Annotated in this window: 29 protein-coding genes and 2 pseudogenes; 17 read left to right on the plus strand and 14 right to left on the minus strand. The window is 46.6% G+C overall.

The annotated features are described in order from the left end of the window. Window positions 1–185: 185 nt before the first annotated feature. Window positions 186–1,037 (plus strand): zinc ribbon domain-containing protein, encoded by an 852-nt coding sequence (locus MHI21_RS03115; protein ID WP_342419413.1) that lies wholly within the window; start codon window positions 186–188, stop codon window positions 1,035–1,037. Window positions 1,038–1,102: 65 nt separating this feature from the next. Then, a complete protein-coding gene (locus tag MHI21_RS03120) occupies window positions 1,103–1,891 on the plus strand; it encodes a TrmB family transcriptional regulator (protein WP_165178885.1) in 789 nt (262 codons plus the stop codon). 7 nt (window positions 1,892–1,898) lie between these two features. On the opposite strand, the gene MHI21_RS03125 is transcribed toward MHI21_RS03120, so the two are convergent. After that, a complete protein-coding gene (locus MHI21_RS03125) occupies window positions 1,899–2,531 on the minus strand; it encodes an NUDIX domain-containing protein (RefSeq protein ID WP_165178886.1) in 633 nt (210 codons plus the stop codon). Window positions 2,532–2,704: 173 nt separating this feature from the next. On the opposite strand from MHI21_RS03125, the gene MHI21_RS03130 reads away from it, so the two are divergent. Both MHI21_RS03130 and MHI21_RS03135 read left to right on the plus strand, forming a co-directional pair. Further along, window positions 2,705–2,998 carry a hypothetical protein gene (locus MHI21_RS03130; RefSeq protein WP_025719794.1) on the plus strand — a complete coding sequence of 98 codons (294 nt, stop codon included), beginning with the start codon at window positions 2,705–2,707 and terminating at the stop codon, window positions 2,996–2,998. Between the two features lie 71 nt (window positions 2,999–3,069). Next, the gene (locus MHI21_RS03135) at window positions 3,070–3,771 is read left to right on the plus strand and encodes a histidine phosphatase family protein (RefSeq protein WP_025719795.1); all 702 of its coding nucleotides are present in this window, start codon (window positions 3,070–3,072) and stop codon (window positions 3,769–3,771) included. Between the two features lie 83 nt (window positions 3,772–3,854). On the opposite strand, the gene mscL is transcribed toward MHI21_RS03135, so the two are convergent. Then, a complete protein-coding gene (mscL, locus tag MHI21_RS03140; protein WP_209949353.1) occupies window positions 3,855–4,346 on the minus strand; it encodes a large conductance mechanosensitive channel protein MscL in 492 nt (163 codons plus the stop codon). Between the two features lie 151 nt (window positions 4,347–4,497). On the opposite strand from mscL, the gene MHI21_RS03145 reads away from it, so the two are divergent. Further along, window positions 4,498–4,941 carry a carboxymuconolactone decarboxylase family protein gene (locus MHI21_RS03145; protein ID WP_209949355.1) on the plus strand — a complete coding sequence of 148 codons (444 nt, stop codon included), beginning with the start codon at window positions 4,498–4,500 and terminating at the stop codon, window positions 4,939–4,941. Window positions 4,942–4,959: 18 nt separating this feature from the next. Beyond that, a complete protein-coding gene (locus tag MHI21_RS03150; RefSeq protein ID WP_342419414.1) occupies window positions 4,960–5,910 on the plus strand; it encodes a sigma-70 family RNA polymerase sigma factor in 951 nt (316 codons plus the stop codon). A 63-nt stretch (window positions 5,911–5,973) separates the two neighbouring features. Here the strand turns inward: MHI21_RS03150 and MHI21_RS03155 are convergent, their stop codons facing one another. The 6 genes and pseudogenes from MHI21_RS03155 to MHI21_RS03180 form a co-directional block, all read right to left on the minus strand. Continuing rightward, window positions 5,974–6,312: a hypothetical protein gene (locus MHI21_RS03155; protein WP_342419415.1), complete on the minus strand. Its 339-nt coding sequence runs from the start codon at window positions 6,310–6,312 to the stop codon at window positions 5,974–5,976. A gap of 99 nt (window positions 6,313–6,411) precedes the next feature. Beyond that, window positions 6,412–6,507 (minus strand): annotated as a pseudogene (locus MHI21_RS03160) (YggS family pyridoxal phosphate enzyme); the annotation flags it as partial. 116 nt (window positions 6,508–6,623) lie between these two features. Next, window positions 6,624–7,307: an MOSC domain-containing protein gene (locus MHI21_RS03165; protein WP_342419416.1), complete on the minus strand. Its 684-nt coding sequence runs from the start codon at window positions 7,305–7,307 to the stop codon at window positions 6,624–6,626. Between the two features lie 554 nt (window positions 7,308–7,861). Continuing rightward, on the minus strand, window positions 7,862–8,143 hold the full coding sequence (locus tag MHI21_RS03170) for a transposase (RefSeq protein ID WP_134904816.1): 282 nt from the start codon (window positions 8,141–8,143) through the stop codon (window positions 7,862–7,864). 30 nt (window positions 8,144–8,173) lie between these two features. Further along, window positions 8,174–9,325, minus strand: a complete 1,152-nt coding sequence (locus tag MHI21_RS03175) for a glycosyltransferase (protein ID WP_342419417.1) — start codon at window positions 9,323–9,325, stop codon at window positions 8,174–8,176. A 44-nt stretch (window positions 9,326–9,369) separates the two neighbouring features. Then, window positions 9,370–10,407 (minus strand): serine hydrolase, encoded by a 1,038-nt coding sequence (locus MHI21_RS03180; RefSeq protein WP_342419418.1) that lies wholly within the window; start codon window positions 10,405–10,407, stop codon window positions 9,370–9,372. 365 nt (window positions 10,408–10,772) lie between these two features. Here MHI21_RS03180 and MHI21_RS03185 point away from each other — a divergent pair, with 365 nt between their 5' ends. Further along, window positions 10,773–10,961 carry a hypothetical protein gene (locus tag MHI21_RS03185; protein ID WP_007428354.1) on the plus strand — a complete coding sequence of 63 codons (189 nt, stop codon included), beginning with the start codon at window positions 10,773–10,775 and terminating at the stop codon, window positions 10,959–10,961. A gap of 105 nt (window positions 10,962–11,066) precedes the next feature. Then, complete coding sequence (gene map, locus MHI21_RS03190) at window positions 11,067–11,849, plus strand: type I methionyl aminopeptidase (protein ID WP_081317543.1); 783 nt, start codon at window positions 11,067–11,069, stop codon at window positions 11,847–11,849. A 66-nt stretch (window positions 11,850–11,915) separates the two neighbouring features. Here map and MHI21_RS03195 read toward each other — a convergent pair whose 3' ends face one another. Continuing rightward, window positions 11,916–13,202, minus strand: coding sequence for a hypothetical protein (locus MHI21_RS03195; protein WP_342419419.1), 1,287 nt, complete (start codon window positions 13,200–13,202; stop codon window positions 11,916–11,918). 112 nt (window positions 13,203–13,314) lie between these two features. Here MHI21_RS03195 and MHI21_RS03200 point away from each other — a divergent pair, with 112 nt between their 5' ends. Next, window positions 13,315–13,827 carry a GNAT family N-acetyltransferase gene (locus tag MHI21_RS03200; RefSeq protein WP_342419420.1) on the plus strand — a complete coding sequence of 171 codons (513 nt, stop codon included), beginning with the start codon at window positions 13,315–13,317 and terminating at the stop codon, window positions 13,825–13,827. Here the strand turns inward: MHI21_RS03200 and MHI21_RS03205 are convergent. Both MHI21_RS03205 and MHI21_RS03210 read right to left on the minus strand, forming a co-directional pair. Further along, window positions 13,816–15,075, minus strand: coding sequence for a DUF438 domain-containing protein (locus tag MHI21_RS03205; RefSeq protein WP_341162373.1), 1,260 nt, complete (start codon window positions 15,073–15,075; stop codon window positions 13,816–13,818). The genes MHI21_RS03200 and MHI21_RS03205 overlap by 12 nt on opposite strands. A 14-nt stretch (window positions 15,076–15,089) precedes the next feature. Beyond that, window positions 15,090–15,317 (minus strand): DUF1858 domain-containing protein, encoded by a 228-nt coding sequence (locus tag MHI21_RS03210; RefSeq protein WP_209949371.1) that lies wholly within the window; start codon window positions 15,315–15,317, stop codon window positions 15,090–15,092. A 235-nt stretch (window positions 15,318–15,552) separates the two neighbouring features. Between MHI21_RS03210 and MHI21_RS03215 the strand changes: the two genes are divergently transcribed. Genes MHI21_RS03215 through MHI21_RS03235 form a run of 5 tightly spaced genes read left to right on the plus strand, consistent with a single transcriptional unit; the run spans window position 15,553 to window position 19,910 of the window. Then, window positions 15,553–16,272, plus strand: coding sequence for a hypothetical protein (locus tag MHI21_RS03215; RefSeq protein ID WP_209949373.1), 720 nt, complete (start codon window positions 15,553–15,555; stop codon window positions 16,270–16,272). Window positions 16,273–16,314: 42 nt separating this feature from the next. Then, window positions 16,315–16,716: a GntR family transcriptional regulator gene (locus tag MHI21_RS03220; protein WP_039270421.1), complete on the plus strand. Its 402-nt coding sequence runs from the start codon at window positions 16,315–16,317 to the stop codon at window positions 16,714–16,716. Between the two features lie 41 nt (window positions 16,717–16,757). Next, entirely contained in the window at window positions 16,758–17,693 is a 936-nt protein-coding gene (locus MHI21_RS03225) for an ABC transporter ATP-binding protein (protein WP_342420166.1), read from the plus strand. A 2-nt stretch (window positions 17,694–17,695) separates the two neighbouring features. Continuing rightward, window positions 17,696–18,598 carry an ATP-binding cassette domain-containing protein gene (locus MHI21_RS03230; RefSeq protein WP_023986841.1) on the plus strand — a complete coding sequence of 301 codons (903 nt, stop codon included), beginning with the start codon at window positions 17,696–17,698 and terminating at the stop codon, window positions 18,596–18,598. Continuing rightward, window positions 18,591–19,910: an ABC transporter permease gene (locus MHI21_RS03235; RefSeq protein ID WP_342419421.1), complete on the plus strand. Its 1,320-nt coding sequence runs from the start codon at window positions 18,591–18,593 to the stop codon at window positions 19,908–19,910. The genes MHI21_RS03230 and MHI21_RS03235 overlap by 8 nt, the downstream gene beginning before the upstream one ends. Before the next feature lie 215 nt (window positions 19,911–20,125). Here the strand turns inward: MHI21_RS03235 and MHI21_RS03240 are convergent, their stop codons facing one another. Together MHI21_RS03240 and MHI21_RS03245 are read right to left on the minus strand one after the other, a co-directional pair. After that, window positions 20,126–20,707, minus strand: coding sequence for a TetR/AcrR family transcriptional regulator (locus tag MHI21_RS03240; protein WP_013369248.1), 582 nt, complete (start codon window positions 20,705–20,707; stop codon window positions 20,126–20,128). Window positions 20,708–20,800: 93 nt separating this feature from the next. Then, entirely contained in the window at window positions 20,801–21,811 is a 1,011-nt protein-coding gene (locus MHI21_RS03245) for a fumarylacetoacetate hydrolase family protein (protein ID WP_342419422.1), read from the minus strand. A gap of 165 nt (window positions 21,812–21,976) precedes the next feature. Here MHI21_RS03245 and MHI21_RS03250 point away from each other — a divergent pair, with 165 nt between their 5' ends. After that, window positions 21,977–22,999: an MBL fold metallo-hydrolase gene (locus MHI21_RS03250; protein ID WP_341162370.1), complete on the plus strand. Its 1,023-nt coding sequence runs from the start codon at window positions 21,977–21,979 to the stop codon at window positions 22,997–22,999. 144 nt (window positions 23,000–23,143) lie between these two features. Here MHI21_RS03250 and MHI21_RS03255 read toward each other — a convergent pair. After that, a pseudogene (locus MHI21_RS03255) lies at window positions 23,144–24,092 on the minus strand (transposase); the annotation flags it as partial. A gap of 581 nt (window positions 24,093–24,673) precedes the next feature. On the opposite strand from MHI21_RS03255, the gene MHI21_RS03260 reads away from it, so the two are divergent. Beyond that, on the plus strand, window positions 24,674–24,826 hold the full coding sequence (locus MHI21_RS03260) for a hypothetical protein (protein ID WP_341162369.1): 153 nt from the start codon (window positions 24,674–24,676) through the stop codon (window positions 24,824–24,826). A 268-nt stretch (window positions 24,827–25,094) separates the two neighbouring features. Continuing rightward, window positions 25,095–25,265: a hypothetical protein gene (locus MHI21_RS03265; protein ID WP_155399775.1), complete on the plus strand. Its 171-nt coding sequence runs from the start codon at window positions 25,095–25,097 to the stop codon at window positions 25,263–25,265. Window positions 25,266–26,100 lie beyond the last annotated feature (835 nt).

Here is a 26,100-nt window from a genome sequence, read left to right on the forward strand (position 1 = left end):
GAAATTCATGCGGATCTTGGCGGAGCAAGAGAACGTCAATACGTTGACGCTAATGCCTATAGCCTTCAATCAGGCGATATGACCGCATTCCATTATACAGGAGTTCGAGGTTTGCCAACAGAAAAAAACTTTGGGATATACGGACGGTACAGTGAAATCCGGCTGGATATGGGGAGGAAATAACGATGAAGCTGATTCAACGTATAAAGGAAGGCGCTAATCGCGCCACAGAAAAGGCGCAGCATGCTGTCGAGATTAGTAAGATCAATTCACAAATTACAACGATTCAGCAGGAAATGGATGTTCATTTCTTACGAATGGGTCAGATCTTTTACGAAGGCTACCGAGCATCCGACATGTCGGTGGCAGAAACCGAGATGACACAGCTATCCACCGCATGTGATGAGCTTCAGGATGAAATTGACGAGCTGCGCAGTAGAATTGCAGAATTGAAAAACGCTCATTTATGCACCTGTGGAGCGGTTGTGCCTCTGGATGCGAACTTTTGCCCCAAATGCGGACGCAAGCTCAATGAAGGACAGGCTGCTTCCAAACAAGTAGCTGCTGTGCGTGAAGAGGTGCCAACGGACGTCTATTCTTTTGATCTGCGCAAGCCAGAGGTAGTGAAGGATGCTGCACCTGCTTACACGGAGTATGCAGAACATGAAGTAGTCGATCGGCATGAACAGGAACAGGATGAGCGGTATGAAACACACGAACCAGCGGGACTAGAACGCGATTACACAGTGTCTGATTTTACACCGGAAGAAAAAGCGGCATTCGACGCTGAGTGGGAGCGCCGTCGTCAGGAAGAGCTGGAAAAAGAACACCGTCGTCTTGAAGAACTGGCACGTGAGCGTGAGCGTCAGGAAGAGCTGGACGAGCGGATTCGATATTGGAAGGCCAACAACTCCGGGGCTGATAAGCCGGCAACGCCGTCTGCACAAGTACGTGAAAATGTAAAATGCCAAATCTGTACTGCAGAACTACCCAAAGGGTCCAAATGGTGCCCGCGTTGCGGAGCTGAACAGATTTGACGCAGCCGAACAGGCTGCTGCAGGACACAGACATAACGCCGGGCAGCATAGGGGGAACAGAATATATGGAGCGTTTGCTGCATCATCTGCGGAATCTGGGTTTTACGGAAATGGAAGCCAAGGTTATGGTCGAGCTTTCGAGGCAAAATGCGGCTTCCGGCTATGAAGTGGCTAAGCGTCTGGGTGCATCGCGTTCCAACGTGTACGCGGCTTTACAGCGTTTGGCCGGGCAGGGATACCTCAGAACCAGTGCTGGAGAGCCTGTTCGTTACAGCATGCTGCCACCGGGTGAATTGACCCGGATGATCGAAGGACAAATGCAGGAGTCCCTGCGTGCGGTGGAGAAGGAAATGCCACGAACAGAACCAACCAAGCCGACCTTTTATAATGCGGAAGGCGATCGGAAGGTGCTGGAAAGTCTGACACGTGAATTGGAACGGGCAGAGCATGAGATTGTGTTGGATTTGTGGCGCGAGGAAGCCGAACTGCTGCGGACAGAGTTGGAGAAAGCCGAGAGTCGAGGTGTGCGTCTGCTCTGGTCCTGCGATAACGGGGAAAGCATGATGGGACCGTGGTTACCGCTTAGGTCTGGTACAGACGGACAGGAACCAGCAGGACGCAAGTTTTCTTTTGTTATTGATCGGCGTTGGTGCATGCTGGGTATGCGGGGAGAGAATTGCCTGACACAGGCGCTTATTACCGAGCATCCGGTAATGACAGGTCTGCTGCTTAATCATTTTGCTCAGGATCTTATTCTGTATGAGCTGGAGCATGATATGGGCAGAGAGCTGTCGACCCGGTATGGCTGGCGGTATGAAGGCATTATCGGCAAATATATGTCAGCTGGAGAATAGCTAAAGATTACCGGTTAGGAAGTTCCATCAGTGCCCGGCATATAGATGTAATATAGCCCGCCTTATGAGGCACGAATTGATCCGATGTAATCAGGCGGCGAGTTTTTTCTGGGTTCGGCCCTGACGTAATGCCTTGGGCTTCGATAAAGGGAATATGGCCTTCAAAAAGGGCCAGTGCTTGGTCAAGATCTGCTTCGTACAGTCCGGCTACTTCTTCTTGCTGGAGGTGATAAGCTTCCAATGGCTGGTTCGATAGCAGTCCAAACACCGAGCTAACCTCCCGGTCCCAAAAAGAGGTGCCTTGTGCGGTACCTTTGCTTTCATACCGAACGGTCATCAGCGGTGTTAATGAGGTAAAGGGAACATGAATACCCAGTTCTTCCTCCAGCTCACGAGCCGCCTGAGACATATCTTCGCCTGCCGTCAAGTGACCGGCTGCTGTAATATCGTAGCATCCGGGGAAGGTGTCCTTCGTATCCTGACGCTGTTGGAACAGCAAGCGACGGCCTGTCGAAGTGTCTCGTGCTAGCCAGCAGTGAAAGGTATGGTGCCAGTATCCCTTGGCATGTGCGTCTTGTCGCGAGGCTGTGCCAAGAGAGTTGTCTTCATCATCGTAGATATCTAGAAGCTCGCTAGTCATCGTGGTTCCTCCTATAGTAAGCAGAAATTCAAAGGTCTACTTTACAGTATAACGTGTTTTCTGTCCTGACGATATGAAGGCGGGTGTGGAATGTGGAGTGGCATTTGGGGTATGCTGGGAACATAAGGATTTGCAACATTACACAGGTTTATGATTGAAAGGAGCGATTTTACATGGAATGTATAGTACATTTTCGAGTCATGCATCCGGAGGAACCCAAGGAACTTCGTGGGTTAATTATGCTGGAAAGTGGGGGCAAGCCGGGGATTGATCAAATCACGGATATGTTCAAAAATATGGGCTATGATGTCCGCCCAGACAATCCGGACGAATTGATTTTTAAACCAGTCGATGTCAGAGCCAATTATACATATATCCGGGTTATTGAGCTGGATACGGGTGAGGAAGTCTACCAGGAAGATAGGGATTTGCGCGCGATTTTGGAAACTTTGCTGAATAAACGTTAAAGATCAGGAGAACTAATCGATGAAATGAGATAAAGCGATCCTGTCGCCATTCATAGGAACGGAGAACAATGATGAGATTGTATATTATCCGACACGCTGACCCCGATTACCCCAATAACACCATCACACCGGAGGGACATTTGGAAGCCCAGGCACTAGCCAAGCGGCTTTCCAGTCACGGACTGGATCGAATTTATGCCTCTCCTTTGGGGCGGGCTTTGGATACGATGCGCTACACCGCCGACTCTCTGGGTATGACTCATGAAGTAGAACACTGGACGCAGGAGCTGGCTCTAAAGCTGGAGGAAACCCCCTACGGCCGTCTTTCCCATTGGGATTTGCCTGGTGAAGTGATCCGTTCCGAGTTGCCCCTGCCCACTCATGACTCTTGGCAGGAGATTTCCTATTATCAGGGAACGCAAAGCCCTGAAACCTTCGAGCGGCTGAAGCTTCATTCCGATGAGTTCCTGAAACGGCAAGGCTTTGAGCGGGTGGAGGGCAGGTACCGGATTCTGAAGCACACTGAAGATCAGGTGGCGGTATTTTGTCATGGCGGCTTCGGGCTGACCTGGCTTGCTCATCTGTTGGAGCTGCCATTGCCCTTGGTCTGGTCCGGTTTTTGGATGCCGCCTAGCTCCGTAACCACGATCTTGTTTGATGAGCGCTCCCAGGAATGGGCAGTTCCCCGTTGCATCGGCTTCGGTGATGTTTCCCATCTGTACGCTGAGGGCTTGCCCGTCAGACCCCGTGGCATTATCACCAATTTCAACTAATTGGATTTTTTATACCATGCCAAAACGGCTTAAGACGATACACCGTCTTAAGCCGTTTATTGTAGTCATATAAATGGGTTGAGTCAGCGTGCTTCCACGTACCCTTCCAGCTTGGAAGTGCAATGTGCGCAACGGGTAGCGGCTACAGGAATTTCGGATAGGCAATGTGGACATTCCTTGATCGTTTTTTCCTGAGGAGGTTTTTCTTCCTCTTTGCGTTTCAGCATGTTAATCCCTTTGACCAGCATGAACACACAGAAGGCCACGATCAGGAAGTCCAGCAGGACGTTGAAAAATTGCCCGAACGCCATAACCGCAATGCCGGCTTCCTTGGCCTGTGCCAGAGTCATGCGAGTGTTATCTCCGTTATATGGATTCGCGCCTATAGCATAATACAAATCAGCAAAATCAACGCCGCCCAGAAGTTTACCAATCGGGGGCATAATAATATCGTTTACCACAGAAGTGACAATCTTGCCAAACGCTCCACCGATGATAACACCGACCGCGAGGTCAATCACGTTACCCCGTACAGCGAATTCTTTAAATTCTTTTATAATACCTTTTCCGCTCATGTGAGTGCTCACCTTCTTTACATAAAATCATTTATCTATAATACATGCTATGCCAATTGAGGGCAATTCCAAATTGATGTATTGCACTTTGTCACAAAATCACATGTTCATTTGTCTTCTATATGTAAACCAATAATGGAGGCGATGTATCGTGAGTTTAAGATTCAATCACAGAGCAGTGAGTCCTAGTACGTTCAAGGCGATGCTGGAGATGGAAAAATATATTTCCGGTCGTTTTACAGACAAAGTATTGTATGAACTACTGAAAATTAGAGTATCCCAAATCAATGGGTGTTCCTATTGTCTGGATATGCATGCGAAGGATTTGCTCAAGCTGGGGGATTATGCTGACCACATTTTGCAGCTAGCCTTATGGCGGGAGGTTCCTTTGTTCACGGAAAAAGAACGTGTTATGCTTGAATTAGCTGAAGCGGTCACCCGTATTTCTGAACAAGGGGTACCTACGGATTTGTACAATAGGGTCAGAGAACAGTTTACAGAGGAAGAATACGTAGATTTGATAACCGCAGTTAACGTGATTAACAGTTGGAACCGGATTGCAATTGCAACGGGGATGTATCCGGGCATTCTTTAATGAACAGGGGGCTATGCTTTGTCTGGCAAAGAACATAGAATTGAACAAGAATCGGTGGATTTAAATCTGGAGGAGCTGTATCAAAGATATCGCAAATATTCTTTTGCCATTGCTTATCGCATGCTTGGAACGGTTACAGATGCCGAGGATGTAGTTCAAGACTGCTTTGTCGAGCTGAAGAATAAGCCCCTGGATGATTTACACAATCCCAAAGCCTATGTAGCCAAAATGACGATGAATCGGTGTCTGAATCTGTTGAACTCTGCGCGCAAGCAAAGAGAGACATATGTAGGACAGTGGCTGCCGGAGCCGTTGGGTGAAAGCGCAGATCTCCCTGCGGATTGGTTAGAGCGTAAAGACATGATATCTTACGCTTTTCTGGTTTTGCTGGAGCAGCTAAAGCCGATAGAGCGGGCTGTTTTTGTGCTGAGGGAAGCTTTTCAATATGATTACAAAGATATTGCGGAATTGCTGGGGAAGACTGAGAGCAACTGTCGTCAGTTGTTCAGTCGCTCCCGTCGTATTCTGTCTTCGGGAGAATCTGCTCTTGAGGCTCAGTCCAGTTGCAATGTGAATAACTCTTCCCGAATAAAACTACTAGAACGTTTTACAACCGCCTTTCTTGCCTACGATGTGACTGCTATGCTGGAACTACTAGCTGAACAACCTGTATTCGTGTCAGATGGCGGAGGTAATGTGCATACGGTGATGAGACCGATGGTTGTACGCAAAGGTGTTCTTGCCCTGTTGACTTCTCGTCGGGTATTAACCGTTTTACGAGAAAGAGATGTGTTCCACACCGTCATCAATGGCGAGGTTCAGCTGGCATTTCTGGAAGACGGAAAAGTGAGAGAAACCTTATGTCTCAGACTTACACCGGACGGGGAGCATATTCAGAGTTTTTATTTAATGGTCAACCCAGATAAGCTGCGATACATTCATATAGCAGAAGAAGTGAACATGCGATAAAAAGTAATCATCGAAACAGCAAAAACCTTGAATCCTGCTAAGGATCAAGGTTTTTGGTTGTTTTCACAACTGCCGGGCTTGATGAAGAGCCAGATCGCCTACCCAGGGAAGCTTGAGCCACTTTCCTTGGCCCGCACGAATTAACAAGATGGCCCACAAAACAAGGCCTGCCAGCGTTAACAGGGAAGCGAGCAGAGGACCGAGCAGCGGAATGAATCCAACAAGCACATGCCCGATCATGAGGGTGACAAACAAAAATATGGATTGCAGCGCGTGAAATAATACGAATCGACTTTTCTTTTCCAGCATGACAAAGGCCAGTGCGCCAATACATGCGAACAGATAGCACAGGACAGCTGCTATATTTTCATCCAATCCCGTGGAAGACTTATAGACTGACATGTCAGGCAAATCCCCCTTTATAAGTTATCCGTACTATACAAGCTATGAGGACAGGATTGAAGGATATGCCCGATCTCGGTAAAAAAGTTGACTCTACACCAAGGATAAGCGGTCAAGCGAATGGATATACTCGAGTTTGGCGATAACCTTTTTTACTTTTTTGGTTTGCAAATGACCGATAAAGTGCCATGTTCCGTGGTTGAAGGGCCTCCCATTTGGACTGCGCTTCTGTCGCATCGCCCACAAGCTTCGCAGATTCGATGTTCGACTGCAGCCAGACGAGCTTGCAAATTCATTGAACCACTTCCACCTTACGAATTGCCTGATAGTCTTTCCCGAGAATCCGTCTCGGTTCCCGCCAAACGTTTTAGAAACGTATTTCTCCAGTTTACGGACAATTCTTCCACTTCGAGAATTTGTTTAATACCCTCGATATGAGCCTTCTCTTGATGCATAATTCGATTGGCAAATGAAACCGTAATTGCTTTCGGATGGCGATGAAGGAGGGATAATCCCTCGGCTTTAGAGACAACTCCCTCTTCCAGAACGCGGAAGTAGAATCCCGTGTAGCCTGTTTGCTGTACCTTCAAGGGCATGTCCGGTACGCCGTACTTGATGGACAACTTGTAGCAAGGCTGTCTCGGCTGGCTAACTTGAACGATAGCTTTGCCAAGCTTAAAGACGTCTCCAATGCAAACGTCGGATTCTAGCAAACCCTTTATCGTTAAATTTTCCCCGAACGCGCCGTAATCGAGCGGTCTCCGCAATTCATTTTCCCAGAACGGATAGTGCTCGTAGGGATAGACGCATACAGCTTTCTCTTTACCCCCGTGATGAACTAGATCGCCCTGCCCATCCCCTTCGAAGTTTAGATAAGATAAATACAAATATTCATCTGTGGCCGACTTGAATATCCCCGTAGAAACGTCCTTCTGATTAAACTGGATCTGTTTGGGCATGCCGACATTAAGTGAAAGGATTTTAATAGATGCCATTCGGATCACCCCTACTCTAAATTTTGGTCAACGAGTTTTGCTAGATGCTTCTATATACCGCGTTCCTGCATATGTTCGCCCGCCTGAAGCGAGAATTTCTATGATGATTACGCCTTTTACATTTCGGTAATTTCTCTTTTGACTCTGTTCGTCCCCGTGTCCATTTTACACTCCTCTATGGGCTATTTGCGAATTTTCGATTAGTCTCCGTTAATGGGATAGAGTCCTTTTTGGGCAACTCATCATTCCGGGAGCGATGTTCTTGTTCGAACATACCCGATCTCGGTAAAAAAATGAATTAGAGAATGTGTATAAAAATACGAAAAAGGCTGAACGAAAAAGATTCGCTCAGCCTTTTAAACGGTTATGCACATGTTTTGCACATGTTGTATACACTTTATCCACCGCATATTAATGTTTATCCACAGAAATAACATGGTTTATACACAAAATGTGCACAATCTGTAGATAATATTACGATGATTCATACTTTGCACACAGTTTGTCCACAAACTATCAACATATTGGGTGTAATTGTGGATATACTTCCATAATTATCGGTCACCAGTTTTTAAATGGCGGCGTGGGTGTGTGATTTTACCCATTTTATTCTTGTCATCCTCTTTGGGGATAAGTCGTTCATCGGTACGTCCTTCGTGATGATTATCAAAGGCATATTCGGTCATTTTCCACTCGGAAGTACCCAGAACAACATCAGCGGGAAAATGCTGGCCTCTGTGCAAATGCTGCTCATGTCCATCCTCATCAATATAAACACCGTCCACTTCTACCTTTTCACCCGTTAGCGGGAGTAAATCCTTTCCTTTGCGTTCCATTGGTATCCCCTCCGTCTGGCTTATTCTTCGTTAATTTGTCCGTACGGAAGGTCTTTTATCCACAAGCTGATGCAAAATATCCTCGGCAATCTGGTCTGCGGGATGAGGCTTGCGAAGCAGCTCAATCGCCTGCGTCATCTCTTCAGCAAGAGAGGGGGTGGAAATCAGGTCGAGACAATGCTGAATCAGCTCCTCCGTCGTGCGAGCAATACGGGCAGCTCCTTTTTGCTGCAAATACAGAGCATTATTTAGCTCCTGACCAGGTACGGGCTTGAACACAAGAATAGGCAAACCGGATGCAATGCTCTCTGAGAGTGTAATGCCGCCGGGCTTTGTAATCACCAGATTGCTCGCACGCATAAGTGCTGGAACAAAGTCCACGAATCCATAGGTGTAAATGTCCGGGTGGTCTGCATACAGCGCATCCAATTCTGCTTTCAGTTGCTGATTACGTCCGCAGACGATGAGTAGCCGCAACTGAGGCAGCTGGCTTAATTGCCGACAGATATCCAGTATGCCGGATAGCACACCATAGGCGCCTGCCATAATGAGTAGCGTAGTAGTCTCAGACTGTAGTGATGGAATTACCTGTTCCTGAACAGGAACTTCGTTAGCAGACATGTTATAAAAAGAAGCGTGAATCGGAATACCCGTAGCGATAATGCGTTCGATAGGTATTCCCCGCTGGGCGGCTTCCTGCTGGATATCCTCAGTGGCTACATAGTAGCGGTCAATATCGGGATGCAGCCAGCGCCCATGCAGATCGAAATCTGTAACCACGTTGACAATAGGCAAATTCATTCCCATTTTGCGGCGTAACGCCGGGAGCGCGAGCTGCGGGAACGTATGTATCACGAGATCCGGCAACTCCTTTTTCAGTGTGAGCGTAAGTTGACGCATTCCGAATGAATGCAACACATGGCCGAAGGCCGATTTAGCCTGCATACCGCGCGTGATGTTATAGACCCAGCCGTAAAGCTGAGGAATGGTTTTGAAGCTTTGCATATATACAAATTTGGTCAGACCGTTCAACCAGGGATGAGATTCAGCCATGAGGTCGAGAAGTTGTACCTCGCAGCGTCCGAGTCTTCGCAAACTGTCCATAATCGCCCGAGCGGCCTGCACATGGCCTTCCCCGTAACTGGCGTATAATATTAGAATTTTTGGTGCTGAGACTTCCATGATTGTTTAGCCTCCTATATTCAATAAGCACATTAAAGCTCATTTCAGGAACGTTCTAAGTTGAGGGAGGATACGGCTGGCAAAACGTAGCGCTCCAGCAGTGTTCGCGGATTTTTCCAACGGCTCACCTTGCTATCTGCTGTAAATACTGCGACTGCGTTCGCTTCTGGCACAAGATAAATTTGCTGTCCTCCATGTCCGTGCGCACACGCGTAGTTGATACCGTGGAGTCGTCCTGTCCACCATTGGAATCCGTAATCTCCGAATTCTGGATACCCTTCAACCTGTCGCTGTGTCGCCTGATGCAGCCAATCGGCCGGAATCAATTCTTTTCCGTTCCAGCTGCCTTGATGAAGGCAGCAATCGCCGAATTTAGCCATGTCACGCGATGTCAGATATAGCCCGATGTGTCCCATAGTGTAGCCCTCTGGATCTTGTGCCCAACCACTTCTCCCGAAACCTAAGGGTTCAAACAGATGCTGGAGAGCGTAGGTATAGGCGTCAATCCCACAACAATGGGTCAGCAGCACGGACAACAGGTGCGAATCAACACTACGATATTGGAATACACCGAGTTGATCCTCCTGTACAGGTAAGCGCAGGGCAAAGGACGGCCAGCTTTTGCTGCGATGAAAACGGTGGATAAAAGCTTCTCCGAGCTTTTTGCCCGTCTGCCAATACAAGCCGGATGTCATGGTCAACAGATGGCGAATCGTAATCTGCTCTAGCAGTGTTTCCTTCCGCTTAGGTAAATACTCAGGCAACAGCTTATGCACAGCCGTCTCTGGCCCGGGCATATCACCGCGAGCCATAGCTATGCCGATGAGCGTGGAAGTGATGCTTTTGGTCGCAGATCGCAAATCGTTCAGAGAGCTTACTTCATGCCCGTTATAATAGCGTTCCCAGATCAGTTTGCCATGGCGTAGTAGCAGGAAGCTGTGCATTTTAGGAACCTTGGCTTGGATTTCACGGTCTGCCTGATCAAGTAGGGAGACATTGATGCCCTCCTCTTCACAAGTTCCTATGTTCAGGGCAGACATACGGGCAACAGGTGCAGTGAACAGCGGAGCAAAGCGGCTCATCCTTTTCCCTCCTTGTTATGTTTATTTATTTTACCCCAAACACATACACTCCAAAAACCGATAAATAAGGTATATCCCCTGTGCAACAGCTGATTGAGTACCCCAAATGACATGATGCGTAAAAGATAGGTAAAATCAATGTAAATTTACTGGAAAGCTGAAAGCTGTATCTGAATATGTTATAATGGGGTAGTGATTCAGCCAAAAGAAAATCGGTTAATAATAGTGTCAGGTACATGCCTTGTATAAGGTGTTCCCGACCTAAGCTGCAATTAGACATACTACTTCACTGCATAAGGACATCAATACTTTTCGGCATTCTCTTCAACGGAGCACTTATTTTCAACGTTTTGGGAGGGAGTTACATGGCAACGAAAGGTCACAATGAAGTTAAGGAAAGTCTGCGGGAAATGACTCGAATTTTCCGGCCTAAGGATCCCAAAAAATTTGTAAAGGAATATGTGCGAAAATACCGGATTACAGGAGGGTATGAGGAAGAGTTGACCATGGTGGTGGAAAACGAACTCGGTCGCATAAATTCTTCAGTATCTTAAAGGGTTCGATTACCCGAAAAACTAGAAATACGACTTTTATAAACCGTCTAGCCACAGAGGAGACGGTTTTTTTGTGTCCGCCTTGCATACAATGGGATAGGTTTAGTGAATTTGTATGCTCAAAGGAGGCGGATTCCAATAGAGATAGCGATACGAACACCGGAGGAAATCGGCTACATGAGGGAGGCCGGACGTATTTTGGCAGATTGCCATCGTACGCTGGAAAGTCGTATTCTTCCGGGAATTACAACGCTTGAAATCGATGCTTGGGTGGAGCAGTTTTTAAGCAAGCGTGGAGCCACGCCTGAACAAAAGGGCTATAAAGGTTTCCCTTATGCCACCTGCGCTTCGGTCAACGAGGTGGTGTGTCACGGTTTTCCATCGGAGCGAGTGCTTCATGATGGGGATATTGTGACCATCGACATTGTGGTTAACAAGGACGGTTGGCTGGCTGACCGAGGATGGACCTATGCGGTAGGTAACATTAGCCGCCCGGTAGCACGACTGTTGCGGCAGACCCATAAGGCGTTGATACGAGGTATCGAGGCTGCCCGCCCGGGGAGGACGTTGGGGGATATCGGGCATGCTGTGGAAAAAACGGCAGGCTGGCGGCGGTTCGGCAACGTCAAGCCTCTGATCGGGCATGGCATTGGTCGCCAAATGCATGAGCCGCCAGAGGTTCTGCACTATGGTCGTCCCAAAACGGGATTACCGCTGCGCGAAGGGATGGTGATTACCATTGAGCCGGTATTTACCCTCGGAACCGAGGGCGCGGTGCTCTGGGGAGACGATGGCTGGACCATCAGCACAGCAGACGGCAGTTGGGGAGCTCAATACGAGCACACGATTGCGATTACAAAGAACGGTCCTTATATTTTGACCTCGTAAAAGAGAGTTGTGCCATAGGGAGTCAATGTGCGGGTCGTTTGCATAAGGCTCTCTAGGTAAGTTTTTTCAGGATGACACATTCATCGTGCTTGTAGAGATTTTTCGATAAAGCAACAGATAAATCCCCAGCTCGACAGGCGAGGAAACAGCCATCACAATTCCCGCCACTTTGCCATCCAGTCCTGGAAAAAAGCAGATACACAGAATAAGCGCGAGAATCGCAAAGCTTACAGAAAACAGCCTACCAATAAAGATAGGTTTGGTATTGCCGATTAATATCGACCGTCCAATAAAATATTCCACCCAAGGATAAAATGCAACATAGACAGCCAGTATGCGAAGCAGTCCTCTGGTTTCTAGCAACAGTTCTCCTTCCAATCCCAATACATTCCGTAACACAGGATCACTAGCAAATCCGAAGGAGAGTAACAGTAGTAGCAGCGGCGACAGGGTAGACAAAAAGCTCAAAAATATCAGCACTTCCCTGCGCTTGGTCGTATAAAATTGAATCACAATTTGATGCAAAGAGCTGCAAAACCAGACAAATAGATTTAGGATTTGCAGTGCTACAGAAAAGGATGCCACGGCCAAAAGTGGATCAGTTGTATTGTTCAGCGCAGCTTGGATGGAAGGATTCAGGATAACCAGCACCAGCGCCGAATATAACAAAGGAAGGTAAAAAGGTAGGAGATGCTTCGCGTGATGGATGGTTTGCTCCCCGTTGTCAGGAGGCAGCTTTCTTTTGAGAACCCGGCCTTCTAAAAAAGTAACGATCAGCTCTATGAGAATACCTGCAATAAAAATGGCGGCACCGACTCGTCCGTCATTCGTCCAGTCAGCACGGATCAAAAACCAGGAAGCAATTAGCATCACGATAATACGTATGGACGAGCTGAATGTCATCCATGCCGTTCGGTGCTTGTTAATAATAAGTCCCTGATATATGTTACGGACAGCTACCAATATGTATAGTAAAGTAAGAACCTGAAATACGTTCTTGGTGGGTTCGATCAATACTGGGGACACGCCAAATACATATTGAAAGACTAGATTGCCTACGGGCGTCAACCCGATGCTCCAGCCTATGATCAATACAGCCACAGCCACGAACGTACATAAAATACCGATAGAATGAACGGACTTGCGATCATAACCGAATTTCGTGGTCATTTGCCGTACAGCGGTTAATGGAGTTTCCAACAGTAGGCACAGGCTGACGGCGACCGCATAGCTGCTTAATGTAAACGAAGGATGTTCCGAACGAGCAAGCACGGCATTGACGATGACATGCGTTAGTGCAGCAATTAATGACGAAATGCCAAGCGGCACATAAAATGAAACAATTTTATTCAAGTCGAATCCTCCAGTAATGAATGAATAGCAATGAATATCCTTATTATAGATCAAGATTTGGATCGTCGATATAATAGAGTGCATAATATTGGAAACTAGGAGTGGAACTTACATGAACATCAGGGAAGCAACGATATCAGATGCCGAGGGCATCGCCAAGGTGCACGTAGATTGCTGGAAGACGACGTACAAAGATATAATGCCTGCCCAGGTTCTGGAACAGATTTCCTATGAGCAAAGAACAGAACTGTGGAATGCGAATCTATCCAGTGAAGACAGTCATCGGGTATATGTTGCTGAAAATGAGAAGGGGGAAATCATCGGATTTGTGAGTGGGGGTCCAGAAAAGTCAGGTGAATATCCCCCGTATGGGGGAGAAATAACGGCTATTTACGTTTTGAGTGAATACCATAGTTTAGGCTTGGGGAAGAGACTATTTTTACGTCTGCTTCAACATTTTAATAGTATGGATATTCACTCTGTAATCGTATGGGTGCTAGCAGATAATCCAGCATGTACTTTTTATGAAAGGCTGGGGGCCAAACTTATAGTAGAACAACATATTATAAGTTTGGGTGGCAAAAACCTGAACATGGTGGCTTACGGTTGGATACTATTCGGATAGAATACGCTTTTGTCCTTCCAAAGCACGAATCGGTGCGATATTTTGCGTAAATTCCAACGTTCCCAGATAGCGGCCCTCTGCATCACGGATAGCAAAATAACGGATGTAGACAAATTTGTCCTTGATTGGAATCCAAAAATCTTCAACATCTTTGCGGCCTGCTTTAAAATCTTCCAGCAGCTTCTCAACGACATGCACGCTTTGGGGTGGATGGCAATTCTGTACGGTACGACCAATGACGGCTTTCGTGCGCGCGAAGATTCGTTCTTTACCATGGGAAAAATAGCGAACAACATCGTTTTCATCGATAAAAGTCAGGTCAACGGGTAGATGATTCAAAAGCAGTTCCAATTGTTGTACAGATATAATCCCTGTCTCGAATCTCACGAAGCCTTGCGGTGTTCCAGATGTGTTTTCCGTTTGCTCAAGGGCTTCTGCAGGTTCCTCTGCCCGTTCAGGTATCCATTCACGTTCGGGAGCGGTCAGGCAGAATCCGATTTCCTCGCTTTCTCGGGCTATTTTCAGCCACTCATCCTCTGTCAGCTTACTGAGTGCCATCGGCAGCAAAATATTCTCTTCCTTGAATATCATTTCATTCACTTCGCTTATGATATGGGCAAGTGCCTTCCCAATCTGTTCACGATCTCCATTATATTCGGTGAGTAGACTCTTCGCCTCCTTAATCGCGGCACGAATGCTGTCGTCCACACCCCACATGACTTTGGTTGGGCCAAAAATTCCATAGCGTTCTAGATAAGGAAAGACCAGGTTTTCTTTGCGACTATAGTGCTTGTCGAGATCGAGCAGCAGACTTAAATCTTCCAGTAGCTTGTAGATGATTTTGGGGCTGTCGTCCTTTTGAAATTGGTCCGCGTGCAATGACAACTTGAAGTTGACCAATCGTTCGATCTCTCGATTTTCCAGCTTGAAGGTATGAACGGGATGTCCCGGTTGTTCCTCTGGTCCTGAAGGACGGTGAATATCCTCAATGGAACCCTTGAATATCGATGTATGCACGGAACAAAGACGCTGCACTTCCGATACGGGAATTCCCTCCTCAGTCATCAATGCATGCTCCATAGCCGAAATTTCCGCTACGCTTACTCCGCCAACTGCCTCTGCGAAACGTGCTTTGACTTCCTCCACGCTTTTCCCGGCATGTAATTCTTTTATAATTTCCTTTAGCGTTTGTTGGCGTTCCGTTAATTCCTCTGCTGTATGTTCACGGTTATTAATTAGCTCGCTCATGATTGTTAGCTCCTTTATTTTTGAATGGTAAAACCATGTTGCAAAAACGTGCGTTCCACGGTTTCCATAGCTGATTTTTTCAATGCAATACCTTTGGACAGTGTCATAAAACGACCTGCGGTTTGTAACATACCAGGCTTGGCGATATCGTGAAAACCCAGCTCTACCATGATGTCCTTCACTTCGGGATAACGGTTAACAAGGTTAAATATCGGCTCATCCCAGTGCAGTATCTTATCCATTTGGTCATCCCCTTGATTGAGAACGTTTATCATTTACAGAGTAGCATAGGTTCTGACGAGCTTTTGTGATTGTACGCACAATTTACATTCAGGTGTTGACAGTTGTAATTCATGGTTTATATACTGTGTATAAAGATATATACAGTAATAACACTGATTACTGTAATAATAACTTCGTATGAAGAGAGAACGAGGTCGTCATTACAGGCAGTGCAGAAGGGATCGGGATAAGAAAATGACAATTATCAAGCAGGCATGGAAGATTACCCGGCAGGATTTTCGCAACAATCCATATGTCATGCTGTGGACATTGCTGTTTATTGCGTATTTGGGATTTACCATGAGTTTTGCTGTAAGTGTGCATTGGGATGAACGTGGAAACTTGAGTCCAGTAGCCGATTTTATCATGCTGGTGTTGATTCCGTTTCTCGGATTCATTTATAACCGTCGTGCATTTAAATATCTTCAGGAAGATTCCTATACGCATATGCTAGCCTTTTTCCGCACCTTGCCTATACCGATGAACGCGGTGATTATGAGTCGAATTCAACAAGCGATTTTGGCGTTTATTGTGAATAGTGTAATATTTTTCACTCTCTTGTTTACGTTGTCAGCTACGTTTCGTGTATATGCCAGTACAGGTTTCTTTGTATCGTTTGCACTTACCTGGATAGGCTACGGAATGCTGATTCAAGCCATTTATATTCATTTGGAATTTCTTAAAAAAGGAAAATCCTACTTTTGGATATCCATTGTCATTATGCTCATTTGTGGGATAGTTACGATTATAGTTCGAGTATGTGGGGCCAATCTGGTATTGATAACGGCATTTTATAGTAAGGAATGGCAGCTGTTGTCTCCGGTGATGTGGGGAGCGTTGCTGGCAGGAGTTCTGGGTATGTGGGTGTCCTATAAGGTGACACAGCGTAGGCTTATGAAACGGGACTTGACTTAGCGGTATGTGTACAAAGATAGATAAAAAGGGGGGGAGAAGCAGGTGAATATACCAGTGCAAATTGATGAGAATAGCGCGGAACCGCTGTATGCACAAATTGAAAAGCAACTTCGTTCACTCATCGTAACCGGACAGATTGCAGCGGGGACGCTGCTTCCCTCCATTCGGGAGTTTGCAGGGACGCTCCGCTGCAGCGTCATCACCGTCCGGCGGGTTTATCAGGATTTAGAGAACGAGGGCTTGCTTCGTACCCGGCAGGGGACGGGCACCTTCGTAGCTTTGGTTGAGGACGATAAGCGCTCAGGTTACCGCCTTAAAGCAGTGACCGAGGCGTTGGAAACGGCGATTGACACAGGCATTGCTGTGCAGATGACAGAACAGGAATTGTTGGAGCTTTTCGCAGAAATGGTGAAGAGAAGGTATGAAGTCCAAGTGAAGGAGTGAAGCCCGTGAAAAACGATGTAAACCATCATGTGGAAGTTCCTATGGAGATACAGATAAAAACACCCATTATTGAGATGAGCCAAGTCTATAAAACCCGAGGTAACCGGGAAATTGGACCGATTAATCTAACCATTGAACCGGGATATGTAGTCGCTTTGGCTGGACATAACGGATCGGGCAAAAGTACATTGATTCATCTGCTGACTCAGCTTATCCACCCGGATTCCGGTGAAATTCGTTGGTTCGGTCAAGCGTATCCAGACGGCATGCCGGCAGATACACGACAATGGGTTGGGTATATGTCAGAGCAGCCGACCCGTGAGGAAGATCGACTCACAGCAGAAGCAGCAGCGGCTTTTCGAGCCTTGTGGTATCCCGGCTGGGATGAAACACGTTTTCGGCGTCTGATGGACCGATTTCAGGTTCCTCAGCATACGAAATTATCGCGTATGTCCAAGGGAGAGCGCCGTAAGTTTGAGCTGGCTGCAGCCTTGGCACCTCACCCTCGTTTGTTGCTGCTGGATGAGCCTTCGTCGGGTTTAGACCCTTTTGCCTGGAAGATCATGCTGGAAGAACTACGGGATTGTATGGAGAACGGCAAAACGACGGTCATTATTGCTACTCATATTATAGACGAGATTAAGCGTTTGGCGGATTATATTGTTCTGATGCATGATGGCAGGCTGCTCGGCAAGCTGGAAAAAGACCATTTGCTCGAAAATAGCAAGGAAATGTGGTTTGAGGGCACGCCAGAGGAGGCATCGGAGCTTCCGGGAGTGGTAGAGACGGAGAGCGAAGGCGGATTGCAACGAATTGTAACGTTGGCAGCCGGAGAGACCAGCGCCATATTGGAACAAGCGGGCATTCGCCCTATCCGTGTGCGGCGTTTGGAGCTGGATGATATTTTAATACATTGGTCTGCGGGACAACTATCAGATGATGCGGAGACATACACGCAGAAAAAAGGAGCGGAGTAATCATGAGCATGCTGCAATTGAAAGAGGTCGTGAAGCAATATGGGAACCACACGGCGGTGAACGGAATTTCGCTAAATGTGAACGGCGGGGAGATTTACGGACTACTGGGAGGCAATGGAGCAGGCAAAACGACAACGATGCGCATGGTGCTCGGTCTGATTTACCCTGATGGAGGAAACATTCAATATGAGGGCAAGCCCTACAGCAAGGAGCTTCAACGGACGATGGGCTATTTGCCCGAGGAGCGTGGACTATACCCCAAGGTGAAGGTGAGCGAGCAAATTAACTATTTGGGCAGGCTGCGCGGCATGTCGGCCAAGGAGGCGGACAAAAGTCTACGCTACTGGCTGGAACGCTTTGGAGTGCCGGAATACTACGACAAGCGGATTGAGGAGCTATCCAAGGGGAATCAGCAGAAAATGGGCTTTATTGCCGCTGTTGTGCATCGCCCCACGCTGCTTATTTTGGATGAGGCCTTCAGTGGGCTTGATCCGGTGAACGTTGAATTGCTTAAGGATACGGTGAAAGAGCTGCGGGACGATGGGGCTGCGATTTTATTCTCGACCCACCGCATGGAGCATGTGGAGGAACTGTGCCGCCATATTACGATCTTGCATCGCTCCAATACAGTTGTGCAGGGAAGTGTGCAGGAGATTAAGGGCCGTTACCCACGTGAAAAGGTTCGTCTCATTACTACAGGTGAAGTGAATGGACTGGAGCAGCTGCCCGGCGTGCGCCGTGCAGAGCCTATGGATCGCGGCTGGATGCTGCATATTGAGCAGCCGGATGCGGCGAAGTTGATTTTACAAACGGCGTTGGAGCAAACGGATGTAGAGCATTTTGAGATCAAGGAACCTACGCTGAACGAGATTTTCATTAGAGAGGTGGGGGATTCCCATGAATAGACTGGGTACGGTGATCGGTTTTACGTTTCGTCAGAAGGCGAGAACCAAATCTTTTATCATTACAACGCTGGTACTGGCCTTGCTCATTACAATTGGTATGAATCTGCCGTATATGATTTCTTTGTTTAAAGGAGATGGGGCAGGAGGTTCGGGCACAACGGCAGCCGAGCATCATCGCTTGGGACTGATTGCTGGGAGCCGGATAGAAGTGGCGAATCAGCTGGAGCAATTTACAAAGATGCAATCCAACCCGGCAGCCATCTGGGTGCGTTATGACAACGTACAAACGCTGGCCATGCAGCAAGCCTTGAAAAACGGGGAGCTGCAAGGTTACGTGCAGTTCACGGAGCCTGCCACTAAGGGAGACACATTTCCTAAAGTGGAGTACGTCTCTGTAGAAAAAGAGCCATCTCCTGCTGTAATTACATTGTTGCAGACGGGACTTCAGGAAGCTAAGGTCAAAGCCATTATGGGCGGCAATGCATTGACCAGCGATCAAATTCGTGAAATTAGCACACCTGTATTGGTGGATAGCAGGGAAGTAGACGGTCCGTCTGAGGCAGGGGGAGCCGTGGGGACAGAGAAAAAAGAGACCTCTATGATTAACTATGGTTTGGTCTACGTACTGATGATTTTATTCTTCACCTCCTCCATGATGACGGGGAATATGATTGCTGCAGAGGTGACATCGGAAAAAAGCTCACGTATCATGGAGATTCTCATCACAAGCGTATCGCCGTTGACCCAGATGTTCGGAAAAATTATCGGCATCTTCCTGGTCGGTCTACTGCAAATTGCTGTTTTTGCAGCCGTTGTATGTGCCAACCTTATGCTGCCGCATAATAATGTCATTCTTAGCTCAGCCGGGCTGGATCTGTCGCAACTGAATATCGCGGTGTTGGGCTATGGTCTGGTATTCTACATCCTCGGCTACTTTCTGTACGCAGTATTGTTCGCTGCGGTGGGCTCCATCGTTAGCCGTACCGAGGAGTTGGGACAGGCGATCATGCCGATTACCGTGCTGTCACTAGCAGCCTTTTATATCGGTATCTTCAATATCGCCGCACCTGATACGATTTTCGTAAAGGTTGCCGGGTACATCCCATTTTTCTCGCCGACCGTCATGCTGTTGCGGATTGGTCTGGAGCGGGCGAGCCTGCTGGAAATCTGGCTGTCCCTTGGTATTCTGGTCGCCTCTATTTTGTTGTTCGGTTGGCTGGCCGCCAAGATCTACCGTACGGGCGTATTAATGTATGGCAAACGTCCTTCGTTCAAAGAGCTAAGAAAAGCCATGAAGGCTTATAAGATTTAAATTTTTAGCAATACATTGTGAGTAACCATTATAGTTGAGACAAATGTAATTAATAAATGAGATTTTTTTCAATATATGTTTGAGACAAAGTGGGGGCCTTGATTCATCAGAAGTACCGATGGATCAAGGCTTTTCTACTTTATATGGTGATGATTAATAATTGGTGATGTTTTGAGAGGAGAAGTTAGACTTATCATTAAATAAATCAATAAAGCTTATGACTGAGACAAGATTCCTTTAACAAACAATGAGACACTGTGCTTGTAGAACTCTTCCTCGGTGACGAGTTGGGACTGATATTGCCGGTGAATCAGCTCGCTCATCTGAAATCCGTAGCACATCGAGAGGAAAGTCATGGCGGCAAGACGCTCATCCTGTCTGGCTATAACTTTTTTCTTCTGCAGGCGTTCAAAATATTCAACCAGCAAGGAGTGCAGCTTCACCGGCGGATCGGCCAGCACTCTGTCCAATTCGGGAAGCATTCCTTTGTCACGGATGCCAATCAAAATGATGTCCGCATTTTTATGGAAAAACAAACGGTACTGCTGACTTACATTCAGCAGATCTACTTCCGGATTATCGGTCGCATCCTCTTTTAACAGCTTCTCAAATTGCGGGATATCCGAATGTCTTTCAATGATGGCTTCCAATATGCCTTGCTTGCTTCCAAATTGCCGGAAAATCGTAGATTCATTGACTTTAGCTTCCGTTGCAATGGCTTTGGTGCTTACTCCCCGATAGCCCTTCTTTTTGATGAGTCGTGTCGCGGCTTCAATGATTCTGTCTGAAGTTTGCATTGCATTTCTCCTTTTACATATGTTAAACCTATTCTACTACAAGATTTTGCATATGCAGCAGGGTCGGGGTTCATCATTTTCATAAACGTTTATTTAAGGCAAATCGCTTCTTTTTTCCCAGCGGCTTGGTTCAGTAATCTTGACATGATCAGGCACCAATTGCGTGAGCGAGCCTAATTTATCAAATGTAATCTGGATTCGGTCAGAGGGCAACAGCCATTGTTCGGTCTCGATTGCGCAGCAATCCGGTATCGTCCCCATTCCTATAATCGTGCCCGGGAGCGGCGTGAAAACTTTGAGAATCTCCTCCATCACTTTAGCAGGGTGTACAGAATACTCGGATGTGCTTCCCTTCCAGTGCAGTCTCTCCCCGATCCGTACATCCACATCCAGTGCCAGCGGGTTGCCGATTTCATCCGGCGTAGCCAGAAATGGTCCTATTCCTTTGCTGCGATCAAAATCTTTGCAGCGCGTCGGTCCAGTCAGCGCCAGGAAATCAGGCCACTGCACATCGCGAACAGTACTGTCGTTAAAAATAACATAACCTGCAATGCAGTTCCCCTTCCCTGTAACAAAGGCCAGCTCCGGCTCGATATCCAGGTAGGAAGAGTACGAAGGCCAATGTATCGTATCCCCATCGCCGATTAATGCATTATGGTTACACTTGTAATAACTGAAAATTACTTTATTCGGATCTTGCTGAAATTTTTCAGCAATTTTTCGTTTAAGTTCTTCTCTTTCCGGTCCTGTGTATTCTCTTTGCAGCAGATTTCCGCCAGCATTTCTCAGATGTCTTGGCGTCAGCCCGAAATCGATAAGCGCAGCCGGATGCGGAACCGGCGGCAGCAATTTTACCGCTGCAATCGGGCAGACTTCATTTTCATTGAATTGATGCGACAGTTCGACAGCATATTGCATCAATTCCTTAGCGGCATCATAACTTGCCGGCAAATAATGAAGATAGCTGTCCATACTTTCAAGACTGTCAACGAATGTTCCCTGCTTTTTCATGATTGCGGCAAAAGACACGACAAATTTCTCGTTAATTACAAGCCCAAACAAAGGTTCCTGAGATGTCTTGGTTTGAAAGGTTACTAGCTTCATGTTGCAGCGCCTCCATCCATGTTGTTTGATGTTGTTCTGTTACTATCATATTGCATAACATAAATGCATGCAAGTGCTTGCTTGCATTTATGTTTTCGATTCTCTATACTAAAGACATAATCAGTGTGCTTTACCCCAAAAACATATACGCAAAGGAGAATTTTCATGAAGTATGGACGTATTATCCAAAAACCTCGCGTTAAATTTTTTGAAGTCGCAAATGGCGTCTTTGCCGGTATTTCGCCGTATCGCGGCATCAGTTGGGCCAATGCCGGGTTCATCAACAAGGGCGGAGGGCTGGTGTATGACACGTTCTTCGATTTGTTCCATGCGCGGGAAATGCGGGAGGCTTTTAAGGAAGTAAGCAACGGCGGCTCTCCCGCATATGTGGTGAATTCGCACTATAACAGTGACCATGCTTGGGGAAACAAAGTGTTTGAAGATGCTTCCATTATTATGCACAAGGAAGCGTCCAGAGAGCGTCTCACCGAAAATATCGCCTGGATGGATAGCGTCATCAGAAGAGGAAAGAATTCTCCGGAATCGACTTCGGGCGAGCGGTTTTTTGCAGCGGAATTTGAAGGATTCGACCTGGAAGGCGTAGAATGGGTGCTCCCGAATATTGAGATAAAGGACGATATCAACATCCGTCTTGGCGATATGGAAGTTATGATTTACAACGTAGCTCCGGCCCACTCTGACAGTGACTTGCTGCTGTGGATGCCAAAAGAAAAGGTGCTGTTCGCCGGCGATGTCGTGTTTAACGGTTGTACGGCATACAGCGAAGAGGGAACCCTCAATTGGGTTAAAGTGCTTGATCGCATTATTGATGAAATTAAACCCGAAATCGTTGTTCCAGGACATGGCGCCATCTGCGGCCTGGACTTCGTGAAGGAGCAAAGAGACTACCTTCTGAACCTGATTAGCGAGTTTAACAAGCATTACAATGACGAAATTGATACCTTGTCCCTGACCAAGCAAATTGATATTTCCCGCTTCCTTCATTGGATTCAGCCAGAACGGTTGTATGTTACAGTGGATATCCTATTGAAAAGCAAACGAGGGTTACCACCCCTTCCAATTTGGAACGAGGTGCCTGCTAAGCTGGAAGACATGAAAGCTTTTTTGGCCGGAAAATATGGCGATCAGATCAAGCCATGGGACCCTATGAGTGTTTGGCAAGAATAGCAAGTTGAAGCTAGCGTACGAAAAACAAAAAACGGCCTTGTCGCAAACGATGCGAACAGCGGCCGTTTTTTTATTATTCCATGGAATTAAAATCGGCGTTTAGAACCGATTATAAAGAAAAATGGAGATGGACTTATGACTAACTTAACTTTCGCAGCTCAAATCTCCAAACAAACCCTTGATGTAGCTGGGTAAACCGGAGATCCATTCCTGGAGTCGACAAAAAACAGCTGTTTTGTTCTTCTTTGTTTTGCCTGGGACATTTCGAAAAATAAATTCATGAGTTGCTCAAGCGCAGTCTGGTAATCCAGATTGCGGACTTCATCGGCAAAGAGGAAAAAGAGTCCTCCGAGTGTCCGGTCATCACTCGATTGACGTCGTTCGTATTCCATCGCTAAATATCGGCTGAATACAATCGTGGTGTGGCTAATCAGCCCATCAAAAGAGCGTCCTTGAAATTCTGTTCCTAGTTTCAAATAACTTTTGGTGACTTTAAAAAAAGTTTCAATACGCCATCGCATGCCGTAAATGCGTACGATTTCTGCGGCATCCAGCGTGACATCTGTACTTAAAATGGCAAGCCATTCCCGTTTGTTATTCCGGCTGCGAACAAAAACAAGCTTACCGGTAGCCCGCAAGCCGTCTGTACAATGAGGGAGCCTTTAATGTCTTTTGCATTCGATGCAAGTAGACTTTGAAACACTTCGCGAAGCGTCATTTGCTTGCCTTGCACCAGATAGCGTTGTTTCATTTCTTTCACCATACCAATCACGGGAAGCCCTTGGGCGGCGAACTCACGAAGGAGTGGAGCTTGCGTAAACCAGCTATCCATAAGCACGTAGTCAGCGGTGAAGCCTGCACGTAACGCTCGTTCCAGCAAGGCTACGACAGCATCCGGCTTCCGAGTAAAGGCCTCCATCCGGCGTTTGTAGCCGTGACTGCGTTTGGAAAGATTCGAAGCCATTTCACACAACCGATTGGTGATTTTGGCGGAAGAGAGCATAACAAAATCAAGTGGAGCAAAGCTAAACCCGTCCGACCAACCTAGGGTTAACATAGTGTAGCCTTTGATAAATTTGCACGTGGAATGGTCAACAAGATAATTCACTAAAAAAATTATTATCCGACTGTTCCCAGGAGGTAATTAATGACGAATCTCTTTATGAAGAATTAGCATCTACGACTTCTTTATATACATTTCCCAAAAAAGACACCGTAAATAATGCTGTAAATAAAAGCGATATGATAAAAATATATGATTACAGAATGGTCGGAGGTACGGGCGGTCTTATTATGATACTATCTTTCAAGCCCCAAAACAGGGGATTTGTCCATCGTCGTTTGAACGCTGGAGGAACTCCTGCACCTTAACCTCAACTGGGGAGGTAGGAGACGTGGAGGTTCCGAAACCGGTTCTCTATGCTGTCGGATTCGGGAAGAGGCCGAAAGAATGATAAAACGCTACTGACTGCTGTTGTCAGTAGCGTTTTTTATAGTACGCTAAGCATGGCGTCATCTCTAGGGTGAGAGTCCCGAACGTAGGCTGAGCTAACGCCTACCGTTACCAAGAGCAAGGGTGTTCAAGGGGGTTCATCGCGAGGTGGAATCTAGAGGAAGCTGGAGGCAAATGCACGAGCCAAGGTACACGAACTGGATTTGAGGCAGGGATCGTAGATGAGTCACTTATGCATAACGAAATCCGAAGTCGCCAAGGGCATCCCTGTAGACTCCAGTGGTTGCGGGCAGAAAAATGGCGCTCTTATCTGGGGAGGCGTGCGAGGACAGGGGCTTGCCGCCCGTTTCTACTCGATCTGGGGTTATATCTAGAATAAATGAGGAGTGTTGTTTTCATCAGAAGTACAGCAGAAGCATTGCAGGTCTTTTGAAACGACGGTCCAACGGTATTTAGTTGAACTAGAAAACCTCAATATGGAGCAACTACATGCAAAACCGCATGAGAAAGAAGGTCGATTGGGCAAATGTATATGCATTTGATACAATTCATGCATTTGCGTAATGTTGACCAAAGTTTGGCCGGAAGCGAAGCCGCATTGGGGATCATGGGAGAAAAAACAGAGAGTGGTAAGGCAAGGCAGTGTCTGAGCTTGGAAGTTTTCCACCCATTCGGATACGGGTCCCGGATTCGCCGCAGTACACACCGCAGCAGCCGAAGAGTAAGGAGCAGTTTATAGAAGGACTTCGTGGTGTAGTGGAACGGATGAAACGTACTGAAATCACCTTGCGTCAGGCACCCGGATTTGAATAAAATCCTTCATCCCGGTTTCGATGCATTTAATGCTACAGAGTGGTTTTTACTAGTTAAAATGCAATACAGCATCATCTATTGCAGCTAGGGCGTTTGCAACATTTTTTAGAAAATAACGATGTATAAATTGCCAAGTAGAAGTGGTGTAACGATGTTAAATGTAAAAAAACAGCAGCAAAGTCGCGGCTGGAATGGCGTTGTATCTGCTTTGAATGTTCTATATGTTGGGTTCGCGCAGCTCTGTCATGGCAAAGCCCCGCCCGAAGTGATTCTTCTAAATTCATATTTTTTACAAGAAAGCAATTCTAAAACCACGATAACATTGTCCCGCTGAAAGTCGCTATTTTAAGTTGAAATTAAACATTGAAAAAGATTGTCGCTGGCAAGCTTTTTTTGATGTCTTTTGAGCTAATAAAGATAATATGAAGCCTATACAAGTGGATGTATACTTATGCATTACAGTAATGAGGATATTCTCATTAATTATGATTTTTATGGCTTACATGAGTTGGATAGCGATAATTTTCTCACTAATTATGACACCGCACAACAACTATATAAATATTAAGGAAAGTGTTAAGCACACTATGGAGGCGATTGAATATGATTAATCATTGGATACAAGAACGTATAAGTTATTGAGCACAGGGGTAATTATTTTACTCTTAGCATCAGCCATAAGTAGAGAAGATTCTGGAATGAAGGATGCTGTTCAAGGAGCAATGGTTGGTGCTGGAGCTATTCTCGCTGTAGTTGATCTATGGCTGGCTGGTAGCAAGAAATAATGAAGGATTAGGTGCTACTCCAAAATGGAGTTGCGCCTTTTTACATAGAA

The organism is Paenibacillus sp. FSL H8-0168, from assembly GCF_038592955.1.
Lineage (GTDB): Bacteria > Bacillota > Bacilli > Paenibacillales > Paenibacillaceae > Paenibacillus > Paenibacillus polymyxa_B.

Bases quoted from the DNA above. Each gene is read 5' to 3' on its own strand.
- MHI21_RS03115 (WP_342419413.1), top strand. From the start codon at position 186: ATGAAGCTGATTCAACGTATAAAGGAAGGCGCTAATCGCGCCACAGAA.
- MHI21_RS03120 (WP_165178885.1), top strand. From the start codon at position 1,103: ATGGAGCGTTTGCTGCATCATCTGCGGAATCTGGGTTTTACGGAAATG.
- MHI21_RS03125 (WP_165178886.1), bottom strand. From the start codon at position 2,531: ATGACTAGCGAGCTTCTAGATATCTACGATGATGAAGACAACTCTCTT.
- MHI21_RS03130 (WP_025719794.1), top strand. From the start codon at position 2,705: ATGGAATGTATAGTACATTTTCGAGTCATGCATCCGGAGGAACCCAAG.
- MHI21_RS03135 (WP_025719795.1), top strand. From the start codon at position 3,070: ATGAGATTGTATATTATCCGACACGCTGACCCCGATTACCCCAATAAC.
- mscL (WP_209949353.1), bottom strand. From the start codon at position 4,346: ATGAGCGGAAAAGGTATTATAAAAGAATTTAAAGAATTCGCTGTACGG.
- MHI21_RS03155 (WP_342419415.1), bottom strand. From the start codon at position 6,312: ATGTCAGTCTATAAGTCTTCCACGGGATTGGATGAAAATATAGCAGCT.
- MHI21_RS03165 (WP_342419416.1), bottom strand. From the start codon at position 7,307: ATGGCATCTATTAAAATCCTTTCACTTAATGTCGGCATGCCCAAACAG.
- MHI21_RS03170 (WP_134904816.1), bottom strand. From the start codon at position 8,143: ATGGAACGCAAAGGAAAGGATTTACTCCCGCTAACGGGTGAAAAGGTA.
- MHI21_RS03175 (WP_342419417.1), bottom strand. From the start codon at position 9,325: ATGGAAGTCTCAGCACCAAAAATTCTAATATTATACGCCAGTTACGGG.
- MHI21_RS03180 (WP_342419418.1), bottom strand. From the start codon at position 10,407: ATGAGCCGCTTTGCTCCGCTGTTCACTGCACCTGTTGCCCGTATGTCT.
- MHI21_RS03185 (WP_007428354.1), top strand. From the start codon at position 10,773: ATGGCAACGAAAGGTCACAATGAAGTTAAGGAAAGTCTGCGGGAAATG.
- MHI21_RS03200 (WP_342419420.1), top strand. From the start codon at position 13,315: ATGAACATCAGGGAAGCAACGATATCAGATGCCGAGGGCATCGCCAAG.
- MHI21_RS03205 (WP_341162373.1), bottom strand. From the start codon at position 15,075: ATGAGCGAGCTAATTAATAACCGTGAACATACAGCAGAGGAATTAACG.
- MHI21_RS03210 (WP_209949371.1), bottom strand. From the start codon at position 15,317: ATGGATAAGATACTGCACTGGGATGAGCCGATATTTAACCTTGTTAAC.
- MHI21_RS03215 (WP_209949373.1), top strand. From the start codon at position 15,553: ATGACAATTATCAAGCAGGCATGGAAGATTACCCGGCAGGATTTTCGC.
- MHI21_RS03225 (WP_342420166.1), top strand. From the start codon at position 16,758: ATGGAGATACAGATAAAAACACCCATTATTGAGATGAGCCAAGTCTAT.
- MHI21_RS03230 (WP_023986841.1), top strand. From the start codon at position 17,696: ATGAGCATGCTGCAATTGAAAGAGGTCGTGAAGCAATATGGGAACCAC.
- MHI21_RS03235 (WP_342419421.1), top strand. From the start codon at position 18,591: ATGAATAGACTGGGTACGGTGATCGGTTTTACGTTTCGTCAGAAGGCG.
- MHI21_RS03240 (WP_013369248.1), bottom strand. From the start codon at position 20,707: ATGCAAACTTCAGACAGAATCATTGAAGCCGCGACACGACTCATCAAA.
- MHI21_RS03245 (WP_342419422.1), bottom strand. From the start codon at position 21,811: ATGAAGCTAGTAACCTTTCAAACCAAGACATCTCAGGAACCTTTGTTT.
- MHI21_RS03250 (WP_341162370.1), top strand. From the start codon at position 21,977: ATGAAGTATGGACGTATTATCCAAAAACCTCGCGTTAAATTTTTTGAA.
- MHI21_RS03260 (WP_341162369.1), top strand. From the start codon at position 24,674: ATGAGTCACTTATGCATAACGAAATCCGAAGTCGCCAAGGGCATCCCT.